Origin of the sequence: Streptomyces sp. R33 (genome assembly GCF_041200175.1) — a bacterium.
GTDB lineage: Bacteria > Actinomycetota > Actinomycetes > Streptomycetales > Streptomycetaceae > Streptomyces > Streptomyces katrae_B.
In genome coordinates, this window is record NZ_CP165727.1 from 864,471 (window position 1) to 884,845 (window position 20,375).

Here is a 20,375-nt window from a genome sequence, read left to right on the forward strand (position 1 = left end):
CGACCCCTGACGGAGGCTGAGGACATGGGGAACGCCGATGAACAGACCCTGGCGATACCGGACGCGGAAGGTGCGCCACCCGTCGCCGGGCCGGGCGGCCGGATCACGGCGAAGGCGGCGGTGTTCCTCGCCGTCGCCTTCCTGGCGGCCGGCGCGCTGGGCGCCACCCAGGCGGGGACGCCGATCCCCACCGAGGTCGTCCAACTGACGCAGTTCGGACCGGCTCTCGCAGTCGCGGTCGTTGCGCTGCTCTGGCCGGGCGAGATCCGGAGCCTGCTCGCCGGGGCGCTGCGCGGCGGCGGAAACCACGGCAGTCGCGGCGTCCTGCTGCTCGGCACCGCGCCCCTGATCGTCGCCGTCTGTGCGACCGCGTACGGCGTCGCCACCGGAGACGTCCGGTTCACCGGCCCGAGCGCGCTGGGCCATCCGTTCACCGTGATCGTGGTGGCGCAGTTCATCGGTGCGTGCGGCGAGGAGCTCGGCTGGCGCTGTCTGCTCCAGCCTCTGCTCCGTACGCGCTGCGGCCCGCTCGCGTCGTCGGTCACGGTGGGTCTGCTGTGGGGCGTCTGGCACGTTCAGGTCTTCGCGCAGGACCCGGCGTACGCGGGGGCGTTCCTCGTTGCGACCGTGTCCCTTTCGGTGGTGCTGGGGTCGGCACTGGAACGAACGGGCGGGTCACGGCTGTTGCTCGCCGGAGGATTTCATATGCTGATCAACTTGGGCCTGTTGCTGTTCATGGACGAGGAATCAGGAGCTGTTCTCCCGATGGTGCTGTTTGCTCTGGCCGCTCTGGCGGCGGCCGCCGTGTGGGCCCTCGGGGCCGGTCGGGCTGCGGGTCGGGCGCGTTGACGGAGGATGCGGTGAGGGCGCAGCCGGGCCCGCGGCCCTGGGCCGCCGTCGTGCGCTGCCAGCTGCTGAGCCTGCTCGCCCTCGCCGTGTCCTGCGTCGGCGGGCTCGTGGTGATCGCCCTGCTGCTCCTGCCGGTCGGAGCCGGATTCCCGCTGCTGCCGCCCGCCGCGAAGGCACTGCGCGCCCTGTCGGACCGCTCCCGCGGGTGGGCCACCGGGTGGAGCGGCGTCCGGATCAGCCCGCCCGCGCCGTTGGCGGTGGACCGCACCGCGTCCCGCCGTACGCGGGTCGCGGCGGTCCTCGGCGACGAGGGGTTCTGGCGCGACCTCGTCTGGGCCTGGCTGGAGCCGCTGGTCGGCGGGCTGCTCGTGGCCGTTCCCCTCGCGCTCGTGGAGTACGGGGCGTTCGGCGCGCTGGTGCAGCCGCTGGTGTGGCGGCGGCTGGGTGACGGCAACTGGTATGCGTTCGTTCCGGTGCACAGCACCCCGACGATGCTCGCCGCGCTGGTGCTGGGCCTCGCGTTCATCGCCGCCGGCGTGTGCGGCGCACCCGCGGTGCTCCGCCTCCACGCGCGCTGGAGCCGGTCGCTGCTGTCCGCACCTCGTACCACCGAACTCACCCGGCGCGTCGAGCAGTTGACCGATACGCGGACAGAGGCCCTGGACATCCAGGCGGCCGAGCTGCGCCGTATCGAACGGGATCTGCACGACGGCGCCCAGGCCCGCCTCGTCGCCCTGGGCATGGCACTGGACCGGGCAGCCCAGCTGATCGACACCGATCCGGCCGCCGCCCGCGGTCTGTTGAGGGACGGCCGGGAGACCTCCGCGCGGGCCCTGCAGGATCTGCGGGAGCTGACCCGCGGCATCCATCCTCCGGTGCTGGCCGACCGCGGCCTCGGCGATGCCGTCCGGTCGCTGGCGCTCGACAGCTTCCTCGACGTCCACGTCGACAACCGGCTGCCGGGCCGGCTGCCGGCACCGGTCGAGTCCGCCGCGTACTTCGCGGTGAACGAGCTTCTGGCCAACGCGGCGAAGCACTCCGGTGCCCGGCGCGTCAGCGTGCTCCTGGAACATCACGAGGGTGCGCTGCTGCGGATCGCGGTCGTCGACGACGGCCGGGGCGGCGCGGACGACGGCGCCGGCGGCACCGGACTGCGCGGTGTCCGCCGCCGGTTGGGTACGTTCGACGGCATCCTCGTCCTGCACAGCCCGCAGGGCGGCCCGACCACCGTGACGATGGAGATTCCATGCGCGTTGTCCTCGCCGAAGACCTATTCCTGCTGAGGGACGGGCTGGTGCGCACGCTCCGGGAGCACGGTTGCGAGGTGGTGGCGGCCGTGGACAACGGCCCGGCGCTGCTGCGGGCGCTGCTGGACGAGGCGCCGGACGTCGCGGTGGTCGACGTACGGCTGCCGCCGACGTTCACCGACGAGGGTCTGCAGGCGGCACTGGAGGCGCGGCGCCGCCGCCCGGGCCTGCCCGTCCTCGTGCTGTCCCAGTACGTCGAGCAGCTCTACGCCAACGAGCTGCTGGCGGACGGCGCCGGGGCCATCGGGTATCTGCTCAAGGACCGGGTGACCGACACCGGGCAGTTCGTCGACGCGGTCCGCCGCGTCGCGGCCGGCGGTACGGCCATGGACCCGCAGGTCATCGCGAAGCTGCTGGCGCGCAGTGACGCCCGCGGGCTGACGGACGGGCTGACGCAGCGGGAGCACGACGTCCTGGAGCTGATGGCCGAGGGCCGGTCGAACACGGCGATAGCCGGCGGGCTGCACATCAGCGAGAGCGCCGTGGCCAAGCACACGGCCGGCATCTTCGCGAAGCTCCGGATCGCGCCGTCGCCCGACGACAACCGCCGGGTGCTGGCCGTGTTGGCCTACCTGAAACGGTGAGCACGGGGAGGCGGTCATTAACCCTCCCCGATCCGTTCCTTAAGCCGGCCTCAAGAACGCGGGAGTGGGGCCCGAACCGCACGTTTGTCCGTTTTCCGGTCGCTAGCGTGCTGCTCGAACCTCATCCCCGCACAGAGGCAGGTCCTCATGGCTGGCAATTCCCATCGCCGTACGACGAGCGCCAAGGCGAAGGCGGCCGCGGCAGTGGCCGTCGCGGCGGCCGTCGGGGGCACCGCCCTGGTGCTGACCGGTACCGCACAGGCAGCATCGGTCGGCGCGACCTTCACCAAGTCGAGCAGCTGGAACACCGGCTACACCGGGCAGTACGTGATCACCAACCGCAGCGGCGGGACGCTCAAGGAGTGGACCCTCGAGTTCGACCTCCCGGCCGGCACGGCCCTCTCCTCCCTCTGGAACGGCGAACACACCGTCAACGGGCAGCATGTGACGGTCAAGCCGCCCCGGTGGGACACGGCCGGTCTCACGGCCGGCGGCTCGGTCACCGTCGGGTTCGTGACCAGCGCGAGCGGGACCCCGGGCAGCCCCACGGGGTGCCTGATCAACAAGGAGAAGTGTTCCCCGGCCACCGGGCCGACGCCCAGCCCCAGCGGACGTCCCACCACCGCGCCGACGGCCTCCGCCTCGCCCAGCTCGAAGCCGACGGCCGCCCCCACCGCAACGGCGACGTCGACGGCGACGGCCACTGCGAAGCCGACCCCGACCCTGCCTCCGGGCGGCGGCACCACCACGTCGGCCGGGTTCGCGCCGTACGTGGACACCTCGCTGTACCCGGCCTTCGATCTCCTGGACACGGCGGCCAAGACCGGCGTGAAGGAGTTCAACCTCGCCTTCATCACCTCCGGCGGCGGCTGTTCCCCGCTGTGGGGCGGTGTCACGGCCCTGGGAGACGACCGGGTCGCCTCCCAGATAGCCGGACTGCGCGCCAAGGGCGGGGACGTCCGGGTGTCGTTCGGCGGTGCGGCCGGCTCCGAACTGGGCCTGGCGTGCGCCTCACCCGCCGACCTCGCCGCCGCGTACGGCAAGGTGGTGGACACGTACAAGCTGACCAAGGTGGACTTCGACATCGAGGGCGCGGCCCTGCCCGACACGGCGGCGAACAGCCGGCGCGCGCAGGCCATCGCGCAGCTGCAGAAGTCGCATCCCGGGCTCGACGTCTCGTTCACCCTGCCCGTGATGCCCGAGGGGCTCACACAGCCGGGCGTCGACCTGATCGCCAATGCCAAGCAGAACGGTGTGGCGGTCTCCGCCGTCAACATCATGGCGATGGACTACGGCCCGGCGTACAGCGGCGACATGGGCGGCTACGCCATCCAGGCCGCCACCGCGACGCAGGCGCAGATCAAGGGCGTACTGGGCCTGAGCGACGCGGCGGCGTGGAAGACGGTGGCCGTCACGCCGATGATCGGCGTCAACGACGTCTCCAGCGAGGTGTTCAAGGTGGACGACGCCACCCAGCTCGTGGAGTTCGCCCGGTCCAAGGGCCTCGGCTGGCTCGCGATGTGGTCCGGCGCCCGTGACAAGCAGTGCCCCGGCGGCGCGAAGAACTCCGCCGACGCGACGTGCTCGTCCATCGTCCAGGAACCCCTCGCCTTCACGAAGGCCTTCGCCGCCCGCGGCTAGGGGGTGTCTCCGGTGACGCGCTTGGCCGCTTCGCTCTCGGCAGCGGGCGGTGACAGCTCGGAGAGGGTGTCGAGCGCGTGATCGTCCCGCAGTTCCGCCTCCCAGGCGGCCGCCAGTTCCGCCTGCCGCTCGCGAGGCATCTGCTCGATCTCCTCCCGGCGGGCCGGGCTCAGGGCCTTCAGGAACCGCGAGAGCTCATCCATCTGCATCGTTCTCCTCCTTCATCAAGCGGGCTTGTCCGGGGCCGTGACCACCGTGAAGAGGCCGCCGTCCGGGTCACTCAGGGTGATCCGGCGCCCCGAGGCCGTGGTGTGGACCGGTGAGACGGTGCGGCCGCCGAGCCGGACGCCGGTTTCCACGGCGGCTTCGAGGTCGGGTACGTGGAAGTGGACGTGCCAGCGCGGCCGGACCTGCGGATCCGGGGCCTCTTCAATGGCTCCGCCGCTGATCAGGGCCACGGTGTCGCGGCCGCGTCGGACGACGACGCGGCCGTGCTCGTACGAGACGTCGCAGCACCCGGGGCGCTCACAGGCCCAGTCGAGCACCTCGCCGTAGAACACGGCCGCGGCGAAGGCGTCGCGGGTGCGCAGCTCGAGCCATCCGGCGGCGCCGCCGGGATGCGCCGTCCAGTCCGGGATCACCTCGCCCTGCCAGAAGCCGAAGACCGCGCCGTCGGGGTCGGCTGCGAGCGCGGCGCGCCCGGTCCCGAAAGCCAGCGGGCCCACCGCCATCGTGGCGCCGCGCTCGCGCACCCGGGCGGCGGTGTCGTCCGCGTCATCGACGGCGAAGTACGGGGTCCATGCCACCGGGACACCGAGGCGTGGGGCGAGCGCACCGATTCCGGCGACCGGCACGCCGTCCTGCAGCGCGACGGAGAATCCCTCGCCGAGGCGGGTCGGGCGGAACCTCCAGCCCAGTACGGCGCCGTAGAACTGATGGGCGGAATCGAGATCGCGGGCCATCAAGGTGACCCAGCACGGCGCGCCGAAGACCTCATGGCTTGACGTCGACAACGGCACCGACCTCCCTCGACCTCCCCCCGACCCACACTAGCCCGGGGCCGGGTGACCGGCTCCGAGGCTGGGCCACCCGTGTCTCGGGCGAGGCTGCCGCCGGAAAACAACGTACGGCGTACGGAGTGCGGACGCGGCGAACGGCCGCACATCCGGACGTGCCTTCTTGATCCCTGTGACGCGTGGGGCAGCCGAGTCCGGGAAGGAAGGCACGTATGCCGGAAGTCATCGTCACCGTACGTTCGCTCGTCCGCCGCCATCGGGAGCCCGCCGTCGTACAGGCCCTCCGGTCGACGGCGGCGGCCGTGGTGTCCTACGTCGTCGCGCTCTGGCTGAGCAGCGAGCCGGCGCCCCTGACCGCACCCCTGACGGCGCTGCTCGTCGTACAGGTGACCCTCTACACCACCCTGACCACCGGCATCCGGCGGGTGAACTCGGTGGTCGCGGGTGTCCTGGTCGCCATCGGGTTCAGCGCCCTCGTCGGCCTCACCTGGTGGAGCCTGGGCCTGGTCATCCTCACCTCGCTGGTCGTGGGCCATCTGGTGCGGGTCGACGAGTTCGTCCCCGAGGTCGCGATCAGCGCGATGCTGGTGCTCGGGGTGACACAGGTGGCGGCCACCGCCTGGGACCGCGTACTGGAGACGCTGATCGGGGCCGTCGTGGGGCTCCTGTTCAACCTCTTCCTCGCACCGCCCGTATGGGTGGCGCCGGCGAGCGAGGCGATCACTTCGCTGGCGGGCCGCATGCGCAACCTGCTGGTGCACCTCGGCGACGAGCTGCACCAGCACACGCCGGTAGAGCAGGCGGCAGCACGGCTGCACGAGGCACGGCGGCTCGACAACGACATCGCGCACGTGGACTCGGCGCTGCGGCAGGCCGAGGACAGCCTGCGCCTCAATCCCCGGGTGAAGGAGGCACTGCTCTTCCGCCTGGTGCTCCGTACGGGACTCGACACGCTGGAGATCTGCGCCGTCGTCCTGCGGGTCTGCTGCCGCACGCTGACCGACCTGGCCAAGACGCGCACGGACGGCCCGCTCTTCTCGGACCACCTCGCGCAGGCGCTGCGGGAGCTGTTCGGGCACATGGCGATGGCGCTCGAGCACTTCGCCGTACTGATCACCGCGCAGATCACCGCCAGTGCGGAGGAGGCGGAGGTCCGGCTGACGCAGGAGCTCGCGGCGGCGCGGATCAGCCGCGAGCGGGCCGCGCACCTGCTGCAGGAGGAGGCGCGCTCACGGCCGGAGACGTGGCAGTTGTACGGGGCCCTGCTCGCGGAAGCCGACCGGGTCCTGGACGAACTGGGGGTGGAGAAGCGCTCCGAACGGCTCGTGGAGGAGCTCGACCGGCACTCGCGCACGGCCCGCACACGGCGCCCGCAGCTCCAGCGCCTGTGGCGGGGCGGTGCGGGCTAACGGCACGCCCTTCACGCGCGCGTACCGGCGCCCGCGGCAGGCGAGGCCGAGCCCGGGTCGGCCTGCGCCGAGGCGCGGCGGCACACCGCCCACTCACCCGCACGGCGCAGCGACTTCGCCGCTCGCCCGTCATGGCGAATCCCCGGCAGGGCATCCGCCCTGCCGGGGACCACGCGCTTGGGTGGGGCCCTCACGGGGTCCGCCCGGGCCGTCGTCACCAGTAGTGCTTACGGCCTCCCACTGCGTGCCCGACAGCGCCGAGCAGCCAGAGGATCAGGCCCACCACGACGAGAATCAGGCCGATCGTCCACAGAATCGAGATTCCGGCGACGAATCCTATGATCAGTAGGATTACTCCGAGGATTATCACGACAACCTCCCAGGGCCCCAGTACCTGAGTGCACCAGGACACCCTGCGTGTACCATCAATGCCGCATTTCATGCCTCGACGGGGCCCGTATTTGAAGCCGGTGGCCGGGGCCCGGGTGCCGTCCGCCACGCTCGTCGCGCCCTCAGGCAGGGTGACCGGGCTCGAGGTCCTTGACGTCGCGGTACCGCAGCAGGACGGGGACGCCTTCGACCGGCGGGGACTGCTCGGTCGGCGCCAGCAGGAATCCCATGTGATCGCCGCCTTCGACGTGCCGCTCGATGCGGCCCACGAACCAGGCGCAGGCGTCGGTGAGCACGGGACTGCCGTCCGTACTGCGCTGCCAGGCGACCGACCGGAACTTGTCCACCCGGTCACCGGTCTCGCCGCCGAACAGCTCGGCCAGCGCCTGCTGGTCACGGCGCATCACGTGCACGGCGAGGTGGGAGGCGCGGCGGGCGACGCGGTACGTGTGATTGAGCGTGGACAGCCACACCATGAACCGCGGCGGATGGATCGAGCACTGCGAGGCGAAGCCCACGAGGCAACCCGCCACCTCGCCGACGGCCGCCGCCGTGACCACGTACACGGGCCCGTCGAGCACGTCGGTGACCGAGTTCGGCTCGGTCCCCGTCTCCGGTTCCTCCAGCTCAGGCATGTGGGTGCGCCTGCCCGCCGGGCACGGGCACAAACGGGGCCGTCCGGGCGACGGCGCCCGCTGCCCGCGCCGCGGGTCTCAGGGTTCGGAGTAGCTGAAGTCGCCCATCGTCCAAGCGCTGACGTCCTTGATGGCGATCCGGTACATGCCACCGGTCTCGGGGATGCCCACGGTGCCCTGGAGGATCCTGGCGACGTGGAAGTGCAGGTAGGAGGGGGGATGTGGTGCGTTGCGCAGGGGGAGGTCCGTCCCCTCGGCCCCTTCGGCATCCATGAAGACGCTCGCGAACGGACCGAGCCGGTCCGAATCCGCCAGGACTTCGGCCACCCGCCGCCGCCATGCGCTCTCGGGGGCGAGGCGGCCGGTGATGACGGCGCCCTGCACCAGCACGGTCAACGACATCTGATTGGTCTGCTGCGACTCCACCGCGGCGGCGATGGCGACCAGCAGGTCGTCAGGCTTCGACATGGGCAGGAATGCTACAAGGTCCGCCCTGCAACCCGGGCGTGTCCCCGCGTGCGCCGGGGGCGGGGCGCGGCGTCAGCCGGTGAAGCCGACGTGCACGTGGTCGTGGTGCGTGTCGTCGGAGAAGAACTGGTTCGGCGTGGCTCCACCCGAAAGACGTACCGGGCCGCCGACGTTGTACGAGCCCGCGGCCGCTGCCGAGCGCATGAATGCGGTGATCAGCCTGCGCGGGGTCGCGGGGTCGACGACGGGATGCCCGTCGATGCCCCAGACGTCGAAGGCGCGGCCGACCGGGTGGTCGCTCGGCCGGCTCGTGCCGAACACGTTGAGCGGGTGCCCCGACCGGACCACGCTGACCGACACCCGGTACTTCTCGGCGAGCCGGAGCATCGCGCGCAGCACGCTCTCGTGCACCGCTCCGCTGCGGATGTCCGCGGCCGAGTCGGGCGGCAGCTCGATCCGGGGCTGGGCGAGCACCGTCCGCGCCGAGGCGCCGAGCGGCGCGGCGGGCCCCGGGCGGCCGGGGTGCAGAGCGGTCACGGCCCAGCCCCCTGGGGTCCGGTCGAGCCGGACGTCGACGGTGGTTCCGCCCTGGCGCACGACCCCGCCGGTACGGGTGGTCTGGGCGCAGGGGATCAGGACGCTCGCGGTGTCCGGCAGGAGCCCGCCGTACTGTGCGTCGATCACTCGGACGACGGCTTGGTCCGCCGGGGGTGTCAGCGGCCCCGCTTCGGCGGCGAGCCGGGCGGCCAGCGGTCGGGCGATGCCGAGCGCCGCGGCCCGCTGCGCCGCGTTGCGCGGGCCGCCTTGGCCCGGCGGCCAGGTCCCGAGCGCCTCGACGAGCCGTACGGCGGCGAGTTTGACCGCGGGCTCGATCTCGCCCGGACCCGGCCGCCAGGGAACCGCGGCCGGAAGACCCGCCGAGGGCGCCGGCGAGACCGGTGCACGCGCGGCCTCGGCAGGCGTGGCGCGCCGCGGAGCGGGAGACGCTTGCGTACCCGGCGAGCAGCCTGCCGCAACGGCGCACCAGGCGGCCGTGCCCAGCAGGAGCGAACGGCGTCCGACGCCCTCGGACGGGGTTTCGCGGATCGCGGGCGGCAGGACCATGACCGGCTCCTCGGACATCCGGGCGGCGGGACGCGGCGGCCGGGTCACCCGACCACCACCGGCAACCTCGCACTCCCACGGCGGTCCTGGTCCGTTCCGTCCGGCCCGCCCCTGTCTTCTCCCCCTTTCGGGGGACCGCCGTCCTGCATCTGCCCACGGTCCGTGATCGCACGTCCGCCGTGCGACCGGCAGGTTTCGCGGGCGGGAGACCGGTAAGGCGCAGCGCATGGTGCGATTCGGATACACGATGATGACCGAGCAGGCCGGCCCCCGGGAGCTGGTGGAGCACGTGGTCGGTGCCGAACGCGCGGGGTTCGACTTCGCCGTCATCTCCGACCACTACTTCCCCTGGCTCGACGCCCAGGGCCATTCCCCCTATGCGTGGAGCGTCCTCGGAGCGGCGGCGCAGGCCACGACGGCCATCCCGCTGATGACGTACGTGACGTGCCCGACGGTGCGCTACCACCCGGCGGTCGTGGCCCAGAAGGCGGCGACCGTGCAACTGCTGTCCGAGGGGCGCTTCCGGCTGGGCCTGGGCTCCGGCGAGAACCTCAACGAGCACGTCGTCGGCCCCGGGTGGCCGGCCGCGCACATCCGCCTGGAGATGCTGGAGGAGGCCGTGGAGATCATCCGCGAACTCTTCGGCGGGGGCTCCGTGAACCACCACGGACGGTACTTCGACGTCGAGAACGCCCGCCTGTGGGACCTGCCCGACGAGCCGCCTCCCATCGGCGTCGCGGTCTCCGGCGACCGCTCCTGCGAGCTGGCGGGCAGGCTCGCCGATCTGGCGATCGCCATCGATCCCGAGAGGGAACTCCTGGAGGCCTTCGACCGATCGGGCGGCGCCGGGAAGCCGAAGGTCGGCCAGCTCGCCGTCTGCCATGACGTCGACCGGGACACGGCCGTCAAGCGCGCCCACGAGCAGTTCCGCTGGTCACTGGGCGGCTGGCGCGTCAACGCGGAGCTGCCGGGGCCCGCCGCCTTCGAGCAGGCGTCCAGGTACGTCCGCCCGGAGGACGTCGCCGAGTCGATCCCGTGCGGCGAGGACGTGAACGTCTTCGTCGACGCCGTCCGCCCGTTCGTGGACGCCGGCTTCACGGAGGTGGCACTCGTGCAGGTGGGCGGAGCACACCAGTACCCGTTCCTCGAGTGGGCCGAGGCCACCCTGCTCCCCGCGCTGCGCGCGATGCGCCCGGCCGGGCCGTCGGCAACCCTCGAAGACTGACCCCTCACCACGGGATCCCGCCTCCCGGGCACCGGCGTGGTGCCGGGAGGCGTTCTCGTCTTCCCGCGTGCCGATCGGGAAGAAGGGTCTCAGAACAACGGCCTCAGGTGTGCAGGCGGCCGTTGGTGCCGTCGTGGGCGTCTGCGTGCGCATCGTCGAACCAGTAGTCGCCGGCTGCCAGGTACCGGAAGGAATGCACCTGCTTGGTCGGCAGTTTGACGGTGACGGCGCGCGAGCCGTCGGCGCGCGGAGTCAGCGTGTGCGTACCCGGCTTCCAGTCGTTGAAGTCGCCGACGACGCTGACCGGGCCGGGCGGTTCGTCGCCCGGCAGGACGAACGTCACCTCGGTACGGTCCTTGCGCAGCTTGCGTTCGAGCATGAACAGGCCTCCCACGAAGACACGGACGGGCATGGAGCCCGGTCCATCGTGTCGCCCGCGGGGTTCCACACCCGGCAACACGGCCGCCGCACCACCCGTGTGGCTGCTCCCGGCCTTCCGGAAGCCGCTCCGGCTCCGGCCGCCGGCCCGCTATCGCCTCGCCGGGGACATGTCCTCGGCGAGCAGGTCGAGCAGGCCCGCGACCTCGTGGCCGGCCTCGGCGGGGTGCCGGAACATCGCTCCTTCGGCGATCTCGTACCGATTGCGCCTGCCGTCGCGCGAGCGGGTCAGGTACCCGTCCGCTTCGAGGTCGGCGACGATCGCCTGGACGGTCCGCTCGGTGAGTCCGCAAGTGGCCGCGACGTCGCGCAGACGAACTCCGGGGTCCCGCGAGATGGCGACGAGGACCCGTGCATGGTTGGTCAGGAACGTCCACGTGGCGCGGCGCTCTGAGCTGCTGTCCATGTCTCCATCATGCGCCGCTCCATTCGCGTGAGACAAGTCGCGTAAGGCATGTCGTGTAAGGCGAGACGGGTGACAGAAGACGTGTAAGGGAAAACGTGAAATATATTTCCCGTATTTCTTGACGCATGACGGAACCCGGCGGACGATCGAGATGACAGCGATACGACTGGGCCAAGGGAGACGGAGATGTCCCCAGCTCGGCAAGGCGCAACGACGGTGCGGTCGGAAGAAGCCCTCGCGACCGTCCGCGTGGAACCGGATGGCGCGGGCGGCGCGCTGATCGTCCTCGCCGGAGAAATCGATCAGGACTGTGCCGCGGAAGTCCAGGACGTCCTGATCTCCGCCTTGGGCGCCTGTCCCGCAGGGGTGGTGCTCGATCTGTCTGGCGTGACCTTCTGCGACTGCTCGTTCCTGAACGTCCTGCTGCATGCCCGTCTGAGGGCAGGTGTAGGTGTGGATCGCGACCGGCGTTTCCGGATCCGGAGCATGAGTGCCCGGGTGGCGCGGCTGCTCGCCCTGACCGGCACCCTCGCGTATTTCCCCCATGGCAACGGGCCCCGGCCGCATCCGGACGGCAACGGTCCCGGGCCGTATCCGGCCGAGGCGGTCAGCTCCCGCGCCGGGCGCCCCGATGGCCCTCGGGGTGGGCTCCGTCGCTGAACCGGCCGGGCCGCGGTGGAACGCGGTTCGACCATGTGCCGTCCGACCATGCGCAGGCCGACGCCCTCCGGGACCGCGAGGCGTGCAGTCGGGCCGGGACCGGAGCCGTCACCTCGGCCCAGACGGACTTCCCGCCCTCCCGGGGCGTCACCCCCCAGCGCCGGGCGAGCCGGTTCATCACCATCAGGCCGTGCCCGCCGGGCAGTCCCAGAGCCGTCGGCGGCCGGAGCTGCGGGAGCGCGTAGCTCGCGTCGCTCACCTCTATGCACAGGTCGCCGGCACGCCAGGGAGAGGCCTCCGGGGCGCCGCTACCGAGCTGGAGGACGAGTTCGGTGGGCCCGCCCGCATGCAGGGCGGCATTGGTCACCATCTCGGACACCAGCAGCAGGACGTCGTCGACGGCGGCATCGCGGTCCCCGTCCGTGAGCCCGGTCAGCTGCGCCGGTCCGGGCCAGGCCCAGTCCTCGAGAGCGCTGCGGCAGAAGTCTCGGCAGCGCCCCACCACCTTGCCGGCGCCGTACAGGCCGAGCCGCCTGATCCGGCTTTCCGACGCCATCGGCTCGCTCATCACCCGCTCCGCCCCGGCCTCACGGCCTCGTCCGTCCGGTCAGTTCTGCCGGCAGCTCTGCGTGCACGGTGAACAGGGCCCTCGCCCCCGTGATGTCGAACATGCGGGCCACCACGGGCCGTAGCGCGGCCAGCTCCAGCGCACTGCCGGCCTCTCCCGCCTGCAGCCGTCCCCGCAACATGATGTTGAGACCGGTCGAATCGCAGAACGTCAGCCGGCCGCAGTCGACGACGATCCGCTCGGCATCCTGTGCCAGCGCCTGCCCCAGGGCCTCGACGAGCGGTTCCGGACTGTCGTGGTCCAGCTCCCCCGTCAGGGTGACGACCGCCGTGCGTCCACTCCAGCGGACATCCGCCGCGAAACGCGGTGTCGCGCCGCCGCCCGTGCCGTACGCATCTGCTGCCATGGGGTACTCCGGTTCCGTTCCGGCGCACATCGGGCCCTCCGGCGAGAGCACGTCGCCCGGTCGCCTGCGCCGAGCCGATACGGTCCCTGCCGAAGCCCTGGCCCGGTGCGTGGTCCGCACGCCGTGCCGCCGGTCCTCATAGCCTTCTTCCCGGTCAGCCCGCCCGCATTCACCCTGGCGCAGGGCCCGGGGTACGAGCGACGTGGCGCGAGCCTCACACCGCGGGCACGCGAAGCCCTCACCTCCCGCGTGAGGCGTCAGGTGACGGGCTCCGGGGCGGGCGCCGGGCCGGGCAGGGGTCCGGGCCGGGGGTGCGGGTCCGGCGGCGGAACGGGTGCCGGCGGGTCGGGTTCGGGCTGCGGCGGGGCCGGCGGCACCGGATCGGGTCCGCCCGGGCCGGGAACGGGCCCCGGCAGCGGGCCGGGCACCGGACCGGGGCCCGGGCCGGGCGCGGGTGTGGGACTCGGCGGTACGGGGTCGTTCGGCGGCGTGCCCATGCCGATCCTCCCGGTTCGACGGAAACGGAAGGTGTGGCTCCGCCGCGACCGCCCCTGCAGGGCCCGGCGGGTGGGTGTGTGCATCATCGTGCGTGGCTCCCTTCCGGGGATCGACCGGTGCCCGTACGGGCCGGTTCCACGCCGAAGGGGCTCTGGTCGAGCCGGTCGAGGAGGTCGGACGGGTCCCGGTACACGGCGCGGGCGCCGGCCTCTTCGAGGTCGAGGCGCGGGATCCCGCCGCAGAGCAGCCCCACGCACGTGACCTCGGCCCGGGTGCCGGCCTTCATGTCCCATACCGTGTCGCCGACGAACACGGAGCGGTGCGCCGGCGCACCGGCGAGTTCGAGGGCGTGGTGCACGGGGTCGGGTGCCGGCTTGCCCTGTTCCACGTCGTCGGAGCTCGCGGTGGCCGTGATGGCGTCGTCGGCGTCGACGGCCCGCCTGAGCGCATCGAGCTCGGCGCTTCCGGCCGAGGTGACGAGGACGACCCGCCAGCCCCGCCGGTCGAGGGTGCGCAGCAGTTCGTCCGCCGCGTCGAGCCGGGGCAGGCGGTCGAAATACGTCCCGTAGAGGGTGTCGTGCGCGGCGCTGAGCGCGGCGTCCTCGCTCCTGTCCCGGCCTTCGCCCAGCAGATGGGCGAGGAGGTCCTCGCCCGGCAGTCCGATCGCCCGGTGGATGGCGTGCATCGGCACGCTGTGTCCCGCCTGCCTGAGCGCCTCCCACCAGGACGCGATGTGCAGGTGATTGGTGTCTGCGAGCGTCCCGTCCACATCGAACAGCGCGGCGCGGTTCTCGCGGTCTACGCGGCTCATACGTGCCCTCCTTCACCGCGGGGAACACAGGCCGCGCCTACCCGCCGGAGCGCCCCGCATGCCCGGCGGTGGAACGGGGTGGTGTGGACCGGAACGGGCTGGGCAGGCGCCCCAGGGAACCCCGGTCCCGGGACGCGAGGAGGGAACCCCAATGATCAACGTGTGGATCTATCGCGAGACGACGGGGCGCCTGACCGGAACCGATCTGACCGGTTACAAGGTCGAGGCGCTCGACGGCAGCATCGGCAAGGTCGACAAGCACTCCGACGGGGTCGACGCCTCGTACGTCGTCGTCGACACGGGCCCGTGGATCTTCGGCAAGCACGTACTGCTGCCGGCCGGCACCGTCACCCGCATCGACATGGACGAGGAGAGGATCCACGTCGGCCTCACCAAGGACCAGATCAAGTCCGCCCCGGAGTTCGACAAGGAGAAGCACCTCGAGGATGCGGACTACCACCGCGTGCTGGGCGGCTACTACGAGGGCTTCTCGCACCGGGCCTGAGCCGGCGCCCGTGGGCGGGCGTCAGAGGTGAAGCCGAGCATGGCCTGCATCATCGCCGGTGTGACCGGCTCGGCGTCGGTGAGCTACGGGGCGATCCCCACGGCCGGCCGCCACGGCGCGAGATGCAGAGACGCCTTCATCAGGTCGCCGGTTTTCACATGGAGTGCAGTCGCGAGGGGTGCCCAACTGCCCGGCACGCCCGTCCCTCACCTGCTGCGTTCGCACGTCGGGACGACCGGGCGAAGAATGGCCGTGTACCGGCAATTCGACTACGGCAGGCTGCGCACAGCCGCTGTGCCGCCCGCCGGACGGGACGATCCTCGTGACGACTTCGCCCTTCGGGTCCGGCGACCCGTTCTCCGAACTCTTCAGCCGCTTCTTCGGGATGAGTCCGGCGGCCTCGCCGCCGGCCGTGCAGCGCGTGCCCATCGGGCGACTGCTCAGTGACTCCTCGCACGAGCTGCTGACGGCGGCAGGCGGCCGGGCGGCCGAGGACGGGTCCGATCTCGACACCGTGCACGCAGGTGCTGGAGCAGGCGGGCGCTGATCCGGACCAGCTGGCTGCGGACCTGCAGGAGAACCTTCCCACCGGTACCGGAACCGGCCAACCCGGGCTCACGCCGGCGGTGAAGCGCGCTCTGCTCGCCGCCCACGCCCACTCCCAGGCGACCGGTGCCTCGTACATCGGTCCGGAGCACATCCTCGCCGCACTGCTGGACGATTCCAGCCTCGCACGCACGCTGGGGTCCGAGGGAGTCTCCCCCGGTTTGCTGAGTGGCGGCGGAGCCGGCCGAAAGGCGGCGTCGGGCGATCACAGCGACACCCCGACCTTGGACGGGTACGGGCGCGACCTCACCGACGAGGCCCGCAGCGGACGTCTCGACGCGGTGGTCGGCCGGGCCGAGGAGATCGAGCAGACCGTGGAGGTCCTTTCCCGGCGCACCAAGAACAACCCCGTGCTCATCGGCGATCCCGGCGTCGGCAAGACCGCCATCGTCGAAGGACTGGCGCAGCGGATCGTCGCCGAAGAGGTCCCGAAGGCCCTGCGCAACCGCCGCGTCGTGAGCCTCGACATGGCCGGTCTGGTCGCCGGATCCAAGTACCGGGGAGAGTTCGAGGAGCGGCTGAAGAAGGTGATCGACGAGGTCACGGAGGCCGAGAGCGGCATCATCGTGTTCATCGACGAACTGCACACGGTCGTCGGCGCCGGCGGAGGCGGCGAGGGTGCCATGGACGCCGGCAACCTTCTCAAGCCCGCGCTCGCCCGGGGCGACCTCAGCGTGGTCGGCGCCACCACCATCGACGAGTACCGCCGGTACATCGAGAAGGACGCCGCGCTCGAACGTCGCTTCCAGCCGGTCATGGTGCGCGAACCCACCGTCGAGGAGACGGTCGAGATCCTGAGCGGGCTTCGCGACTCCTACGAGGCCCACCACCAGGTCCGCGGTGCCCCGGCCGGGAGCGTGACTCCCGAGGACATCGCCGATGTGCTCTCCGCGCGCACCGGCATTCCCGTCTCCCAGCTCACCGAGACCGAGCGCGAGCGGCTCACGAAGCTCGAAGAGGCCCTGCACGAGCGGGTGGTCGGCCAGGACGAGGCAGTCACCGCCGTGTCCCAGGCCGTGCGCCGCGGCCGGGCGGGCATGGGAGACCCCGACCGGCCCACCGGCAGCTTCCTCTTCCTCGGACCCACGGGAGTCGGCAAGACGGAACTGGCCAAGGCACTTGCGGAACTGCTCTTCGGAGACGCCGACCGGATGGTCCGCTTCGACATGAGCGAGTTCCAGGAGAAGCACACCGTGTCCCGGCTCGTCGGCTCCCCGCCCGGATACGTCGGCTACGAGGAGGCCGGGCAGCTCACCGAGGCGGTGCGCCGCAAGCCGTACAGCGTCGTGCTGTTCGACGAGGTCGAAAAGGCCCACCCGGACATCTTCAACCTGCTGCTACAGGTACTGGACGACGGACGGCACGCATCCTGGAGGTACGTCGTCAGCGGGCCCCGCGGATACCTGAGGGTGCTCGTCGGTGTGGTCCGCGCCAACCGGCCGTGGCGATTGGTGCCCGGCTTGTCGAAAGCCCTGGCGGCCGCACTGGCCACAGGAGCAGTCGCCACCGTGAACTCCACCACCTGGAGCCTGGCCGAGGCCCTGAGCGCGCCACGCCTCGCGATCGCCATGGTCGGGTCCGTCGGGCTCGTGATCGGCTGGCTGATCGTAGACGGGGAACTGTGGCACCGCTCAACAGAGGGCTCGCCGGAGCGAGGCAGAGGGCGAGGCTCTAACGCCTCGACGGTCATGACCGTGGGCATCGGTGTGCTCTTCTGCTACGTGGGCTTGATCGTCATCAACTTGGCGTGGGCGCTGTTCATCCTCAACGACCGAGTGTTCGCTTCCATGACACGAACCCCGCTGCACACCACGGAGTACTTGACGTTGTCCTGGTTCGTCGCTTCGCTCGCCACCGTGGGCGGCGCGCTGGGTTCGGGATTGGAGAGCGACGAGGCGATCCGTGCAGCCGCCTACTCCAAGCGCGAACAGGAACGTCGCCATATGCTGCAAGACGACCACGGTGACCAGCCCTCGAAGTGAACCGATGCCGGCGCAAATGACTCACACGAACTGTCCGGGCAGGTCATCCGGCTGTTGCCTAGGAGCCGCTGCCGGGCTCGGCGGCGTGCCATACCGTCGTGACGTTGCAGAACTCGCGGATGCCGTGGCCCGACAGCTCGCGTCCGTAACCCGAGCGCTTCACGCCGCCGAAGGGCAGTGCCGGGTGGGAGGCGGTCATGCCGTTGAAGAAGATCCCGCCGGCCTCGATGTCCCGTACGAAGCGCTCCTGCTCGGCCTCGTCACGGGTCCAGACGTTCGAACTCAGGCCGAACGGGCTGTCGTTGGCGAGCTCCACCGCCTCGTCGAGGTCCTGCACCCGGTACACGGTGGCCACCGGGCCGAACGCCTCCTCGCGGTGGATCCGCATCTCGGGGGTGATCCCGGTGAGCACGGTCGGTTCGAAGAACCAGCCCCCCGACAGGTCGTCCGGCAGGCCCTTCGGCCGCCCCCCGCCGCACAGGGCGGTGGCTCCGCGCCGTACGGCGTCCTCCACGAGCTCCTCGACGTCGGCCCGGCCCTGCTCGGTGGCGAGCGGACCGACCTCCGTGGACTCCGACATCGGGTCGCCGACGATCAGCGCCGCCATCCGGGCCATGAAGCTGCGGGTGAACTCCTCGTGGACATCGGCGTGGACGATGAAGCGCTTGGCCGCGATGCAGGACTGCCCGTTGTTCTGCACCCGGGCCGTGACGGCGACCGCTGCGGCCCGTTCGACGTCGGCCGACGGCATCACCACGAACGGGTCGCTGCCGCCCAGCTCCAGGACGGTCTTCTTCACCTCGTCACCTGCGATCGCGGCGACGGACCGGCCGGCCGGCTCGCTGCCGGTGAGGGTCGCCGCCGCGACCCTGGGGTCGCGGAGGATGCCTTCGACGGCACGGGAGGACACCAGCAGCGTCTGGAACGCCCCCTCGGGGAAACCGGCGCGCCGGAAGAGGTCGCCCAGGTACAGCGCGGTCTGCGGCACGTTCGACGCGTGCTTGAGCAGCCCCGCGTTGCCCGCCATCAGCGCGGGCGCCGCGAAGCGGACGACCTGCCAGAGGGGGAAGTTCCAGGGCATCACCGCGAGGACCACGCCGAGGGGGCGGTAGTGGACCCGGGCGCGTGAGGCTCCGGCGTCCGCCACCTCGGCCTGGGCGGGGTGCTCGTCGGCCAGCAGCTCCTCGGCGTTGCGGGCGTACCAGCGCATGGCCTTCGCGCACTTGGCCGCTTCCGCCCGGGCGGCGGCCAGCGGCTTGCCCATCTCGAGCGTCATCGTACGGGCGATCTCGTCCTGGTCCTGGTCGAGCAGGTCGGCCGCACGGTCGAGGAGGCGGGCACGCTCGGCGAACCCCGTCGTGCGGTAGCTCCGGAAGGCCGAATCGGCGGCCGCCAGGCGCTGCTCGATCTGCTCGGCCCCCAGCTCGTCGAACGTCTTGAGCGTCTCGCCGTTCGCGGGGTTGACGGTTGCGATGGGCACGTCAGGCTCTCCTCGTCCTCGATGCGTCGCATCGGACCGTACCGGGCCCGCCGCGTCCGCCCGGGACGGCGCCGTGGCGTGTCAGTACGGGAAGCGGATTCACTCGATCGCCGAGGCCACCGGAGCGTCTGCCCGAGCCGTTGCCCGGCCTACGCGTCCGGGCCGCGCCCGGCAGCGGCCAGCAGCGTACTCGTGGCGAGCAGGGCCACGGCCCACGATCCGGCCGTCCAGGGTGAGTTCTCGCCCTCCAGGGCCGGGGACGCCCGGTGCCGGGCGTCGTAGGCGACCCGGACCTCCGCACCCGTGTCGGCGATGCGCCGGTCGTCCCCGAGCTCATCGGGGTAGCCGCCGGGGCAGTCCAGCACATGGCGGTACACGGTCTTCTCCGCCGGAGCGCCCTCTCCGGCGGATCCCTGCACCTTGGCCTGGACATCGCGCACGACGCACAGGGCGACCTCCCCGCGCGAGGCGGCCTGATCCGCGGCCGTCACGGTCAGCAGCAGCCCCAGGGCCAGGAAGAGCGCCCCGAAGAGACTGCCGCTCCCGCGCACCAGGGCGAAGTACGCCGCCGAGGCGCCGACCACGAGCACCGCTCCGCCCGCCAGCGCGACCGTGCCGGACGGCGCCGAGGTGCCGCCGTAGCACCAGTGGGCCCAGGCGTACAGAGCCGCGGCCGCCATGACGGGCACCAGTGCGACGAGCCGCCGCACCTGCGGTTCAGCTCCTGACATGAACACCCCCTCCCCCGGTGGGACGCCTGCGCGGCACCGATGGTTCGCGGGCGGGGCGCGGGGTGCGCCGGCCGCCCCGCCCGCGACGGGGTTCTCAGGGCCGGCGGATCAGCAGCGCGGGCAGGCGTCGCGGATCACGCGCCAGGTGAACGTGGTGAAGCCCGTGGCGCCCTGCGCATCCTTGACGGTGACCGTCACGGTGCGGCTGCCGCTGGTGCGCGTCACGCCGGAGATCAGCCCGGACGAGGAGTTGATCGTCAGACCGGACGGCAGATTGGCTGCCGACCAGCTGTACGGGGTCGTGCCGCCTCCGGCGGTCATCTGCAGCCGGACGCTGTCGTACTGGTAGTTGACCTGGTTGCCGGGGAAGCCCACCACCGGTGCTGCGGCCACGGAGCCGGCCGCAGGTGTGGCGGGCTGCACGGCGGCAACCGCCACCGAGGAGCCGACGGGGGCGGCCAGGACGGCCGCCAAGCCCACGGCCAGGGTCGCTAATCGACGCGGGACACGCTTGCTGGATCTCAACATGACCTCCGAACTCGCTTGTGTGGAAGCTGTGTTCAAAGTGCGGTGGGACGCCGGAATCCTACGCACGGGTATGCGATTTCCTCTAGAACGCCGCGCGGGCCAGTTCCGGCCGACCTGCTCGGCTGCAG

General features: G+C 71.8%; 22 protein-coding genes and 1 pseudogene. 9 read left to right on the forward strand and 14 right to left on the reverse strand.

From position 1 onward, the window contains the following. Positions 1-24 precede the first annotated feature (24 nt). From AB5J51_RS04385 to AB5J51_RS04400, 4 genes are all read left to right on the forward strand, one after another. The gene (locus AB5J51_RS04385) at positions 25-849 is read left to right on the forward strand and encodes a CPBP family intramembrane glutamic endopeptidase (RefSeq protein WP_369776902.1); all 825 of its coding nucleotides are present in this window, start codon (positions 25-27) and stop codon (positions 847-849) included. An 11-nt stretch (positions 850-860) separates the two neighbouring features. Then, positions 861-2,132 carry a sensor histidine kinase gene (locus AB5J51_RS04390; RefSeq protein ID WP_369776903.1) on the forward strand — a complete coding sequence of 424 codons (1,272 nt, stop codon included), beginning with the start codon at positions 861-863 and terminating at the stop codon, positions 2,130-2,132. Next, positions 2,096-2,740 (forward strand): response regulator transcription factor, encoded by a 645-nt coding sequence (locus AB5J51_RS04395; protein WP_053789290.1) that lies wholly within the window; start codon positions 2,096-2,098, stop codon positions 2,738-2,740. The genes AB5J51_RS04390 and AB5J51_RS04395 overlap by 37 nt, the downstream gene beginning before the upstream one ends. A gap of 147 nt (positions 2,741-2,887) precedes the next feature. Then, a complete protein-coding gene (locus AB5J51_RS04400) occupies positions 2,888-4,381 on the forward strand; it encodes a cellulose binding domain-containing protein (RefSeq protein ID WP_369776904.1) in 1,494 nt (497 codons plus the stop codon). Here AB5J51_RS04400 and AB5J51_RS04405 read toward each other — a convergent pair. Together AB5J51_RS04405 and AB5J51_RS04410 are read right to left on the reverse strand one after the other, a co-directional pair. Continuing rightward, the gene (locus AB5J51_RS04405) at positions 4,378-4,590 is read right to left on the reverse strand and encodes a hypothetical protein (protein WP_053789288.1); all 213 of its coding nucleotides are present in this window, start codon (positions 4,588-4,590) and stop codon (positions 4,378-4,380) included. The genes AB5J51_RS04400 and AB5J51_RS04405 overlap by 4 nt on opposite strands. Before the next feature lie 15 nt (positions 4,591-4,605). Continuing rightward, complete coding sequence (locus tag AB5J51_RS04410; RefSeq protein WP_053789287.1) at positions 4,606-5,343, reverse strand: glyoxalase/bleomycin resistance/extradiol dioxygenase family protein; 738 nt, start codon at positions 5,341-5,343, stop codon at positions 4,606-4,608. A gap of 266 nt (positions 5,344-5,609) precedes the next feature. Here AB5J51_RS04410 and AB5J51_RS04415 point away from each other — a divergent pair, with 266 nt between their 5' ends. Next, positions 5,610-6,806 carry an aromatic acid exporter family protein gene (locus tag AB5J51_RS04415; protein WP_053789286.1) on the forward strand — a complete coding sequence of 399 codons (1,197 nt, stop codon included), beginning with the start codon at positions 5,610-5,612 and terminating at the stop codon, positions 6,804-6,806. A 214-nt stretch (positions 6,807-7,020) separates the two neighbouring features. On the opposite strand, the gene AB5J51_RS04420 is transcribed toward AB5J51_RS04415, so the two are convergent. From AB5J51_RS04420 to AB5J51_RS04435, 4 genes are all read right to left on the reverse strand, one after another. Next, positions 7,021-7,176, reverse strand: a complete 156-nt coding sequence (locus tag AB5J51_RS04420; protein ID WP_166663055.1) for a DUF6131 family protein — start codon at positions 7,174-7,176, stop codon at positions 7,021-7,023. Between the two features lie 142 nt (positions 7,177-7,318). Next, a complete protein-coding gene (locus tag AB5J51_RS04425) occupies positions 7,319-7,831 on the reverse strand; it encodes a flavin reductase family protein (RefSeq protein ID WP_133895755.1) in 513 nt (170 codons plus the stop codon). 78 nt (positions 7,832-7,909) lie between these two features. After that, positions 7,910-8,299, reverse strand: coding sequence for a hypothetical protein (locus AB5J51_RS04430; protein WP_136227557.1), 390 nt, complete (start codon positions 8,297-8,299; stop codon positions 7,910-7,912). Between the two features lie 72 nt (positions 8,300-8,371). Then, complete coding sequence (locus AB5J51_RS04435; RefSeq protein WP_369776905.1) at positions 8,372-9,403, reverse strand: hypothetical protein; 1,032 nt, start codon at positions 9,401-9,403, stop codon at positions 8,372-8,374. A 226-nt stretch (positions 9,404-9,629) separates the two neighbouring features. Between AB5J51_RS04435 and AB5J51_RS04440 the strand changes: the two genes are divergently transcribed. Further along, positions 9,630-10,628, forward strand: coding sequence for an LLM class F420-dependent oxidoreductase (locus AB5J51_RS04440; RefSeq protein WP_053789281.1), 999 nt, complete (start codon positions 9,630-9,632; stop codon positions 10,626-10,628). Between the two features lie 103 nt (positions 10,629-10,731). On the opposite strand, the gene AB5J51_RS04445 is transcribed toward AB5J51_RS04440, so the two are convergent. After that, the gene (locus tag AB5J51_RS04445) at positions 10,732-11,007 is read right to left on the reverse strand and encodes an isoamylase early set domain-containing protein (protein ID WP_053789379.1); all 276 of its coding nucleotides are present in this window, start codon (positions 11,005-11,007) and stop codon (positions 10,732-10,734) included. A gap of 150 nt (positions 11,008-11,157) precedes the next feature. Further along, entirely contained in the window at positions 11,158-11,472 is a 315-nt protein-coding gene (locus AB5J51_RS04450) for a helix-turn-helix domain-containing protein (protein WP_053789280.1), read from the reverse strand. A 216-nt stretch (positions 11,473-11,688) separates the two neighbouring features. Between AB5J51_RS04450 and AB5J51_RS04455 the strand changes: the two genes are divergently transcribed. Continuing rightward, on the forward strand, positions 11,689-12,132 hold the full coding sequence (locus AB5J51_RS04455) for an STAS domain-containing protein (protein WP_369776906.1): 444 nt from the start codon (positions 11,689-11,691) through the stop codon (positions 12,130-12,132). On the opposite strand, the gene AB5J51_RS04460 is transcribed toward AB5J51_RS04455, so the two are convergent. The 3 genes from AB5J51_RS04460 to AB5J51_RS04470 form a co-directional block, all read right to left on the reverse strand. Beyond that, positions 12,080-12,700 (reverse strand): ATP-binding protein, encoded by a 621-nt coding sequence (locus AB5J51_RS04460; RefSeq protein ID WP_369776907.1) that lies wholly within the window; start codon positions 12,698-12,700, stop codon positions 12,080-12,082. The genes AB5J51_RS04455 and AB5J51_RS04460 overlap by 53 nt on opposite strands. Positions 12,701-12,719: 19 nt before the next feature. Then, positions 12,720-13,106 (reverse strand): STAS domain-containing protein, encoded by a 387-nt coding sequence (locus AB5J51_RS04465; protein WP_136227554.1) that lies wholly within the window; start codon positions 13,104-13,106, stop codon positions 12,720-12,722. 580 nt (positions 13,107-13,686) lie between these two features. Then, positions 13,687-14,415 (reverse strand): HAD family hydrolase, encoded by a 729-nt coding sequence (locus AB5J51_RS04470; protein ID WP_053789278.1) that lies wholly within the window; start codon positions 14,413-14,415, stop codon positions 13,687-13,689. A gap of 151 nt (positions 14,416-14,566) precedes the next feature. Here AB5J51_RS04470 and AB5J51_RS04475 point away from each other — a divergent pair, with 151 nt between their 5' ends. Both AB5J51_RS04475 and AB5J51_RS04480 read left to right on the forward strand, forming a co-directional pair. Next, positions 14,567-14,920 carry a PRC-barrel domain containing protein gene (locus tag AB5J51_RS04475; RefSeq protein WP_369776908.1) on the forward strand — a complete coding sequence of 118 codons (354 nt, stop codon included), beginning with the start codon at positions 14,567-14,569 and terminating at the stop codon, positions 14,918-14,920. Between the two features lie 385 nt (positions 14,921-15,305). Then, positions 15,306-17,508, forward strand: a pseudogene (locus tag AB5J51_RS04480) (AAA family ATPase). A 58-nt stretch (positions 17,509-17,566) separates the two neighbouring features. Here AB5J51_RS04480 and AB5J51_RS04485 read toward each other — a convergent pair. The 3 genes from AB5J51_RS04485 to AB5J51_RS04495 all read right to left on the reverse strand — a co-directional run bounded on the left by AB5J51_RS04485 (position 17,567) and on the right by AB5J51_RS04495 (position 20,199). After that, positions 17,567-18,988 carry an NADP-dependent succinic semialdehyde dehydrogenase gene (locus AB5J51_RS04485; protein WP_369776909.1) on the reverse strand — a complete coding sequence of 474 codons (1,422 nt, stop codon included), beginning with the start codon at positions 18,986-18,988 and terminating at the stop codon, positions 17,567-17,569. 149 nt (positions 18,989-19,137) lie between these two features. Further along, positions 19,138-19,719 carry a hypothetical protein gene (locus tag AB5J51_RS04490; RefSeq protein ID WP_369776910.1) on the reverse strand — a complete coding sequence of 194 codons (582 nt, stop codon included), beginning with the start codon at positions 19,717-19,719 and terminating at the stop codon, positions 19,138-19,140. Between the two features lie 108 nt (positions 19,720-19,827). Further along, positions 19,828-20,199 carry an Ig domain-containing protein gene (locus AB5J51_RS04495; protein WP_053789274.1) on the reverse strand — a complete coding sequence of 124 codons (372 nt, stop codon included), beginning with the start codon at positions 20,197-20,199 and terminating at the stop codon, positions 19,828-19,830. Between the last annotated feature and the right edge of the window lie 176 nt (positions 20,200-20,375).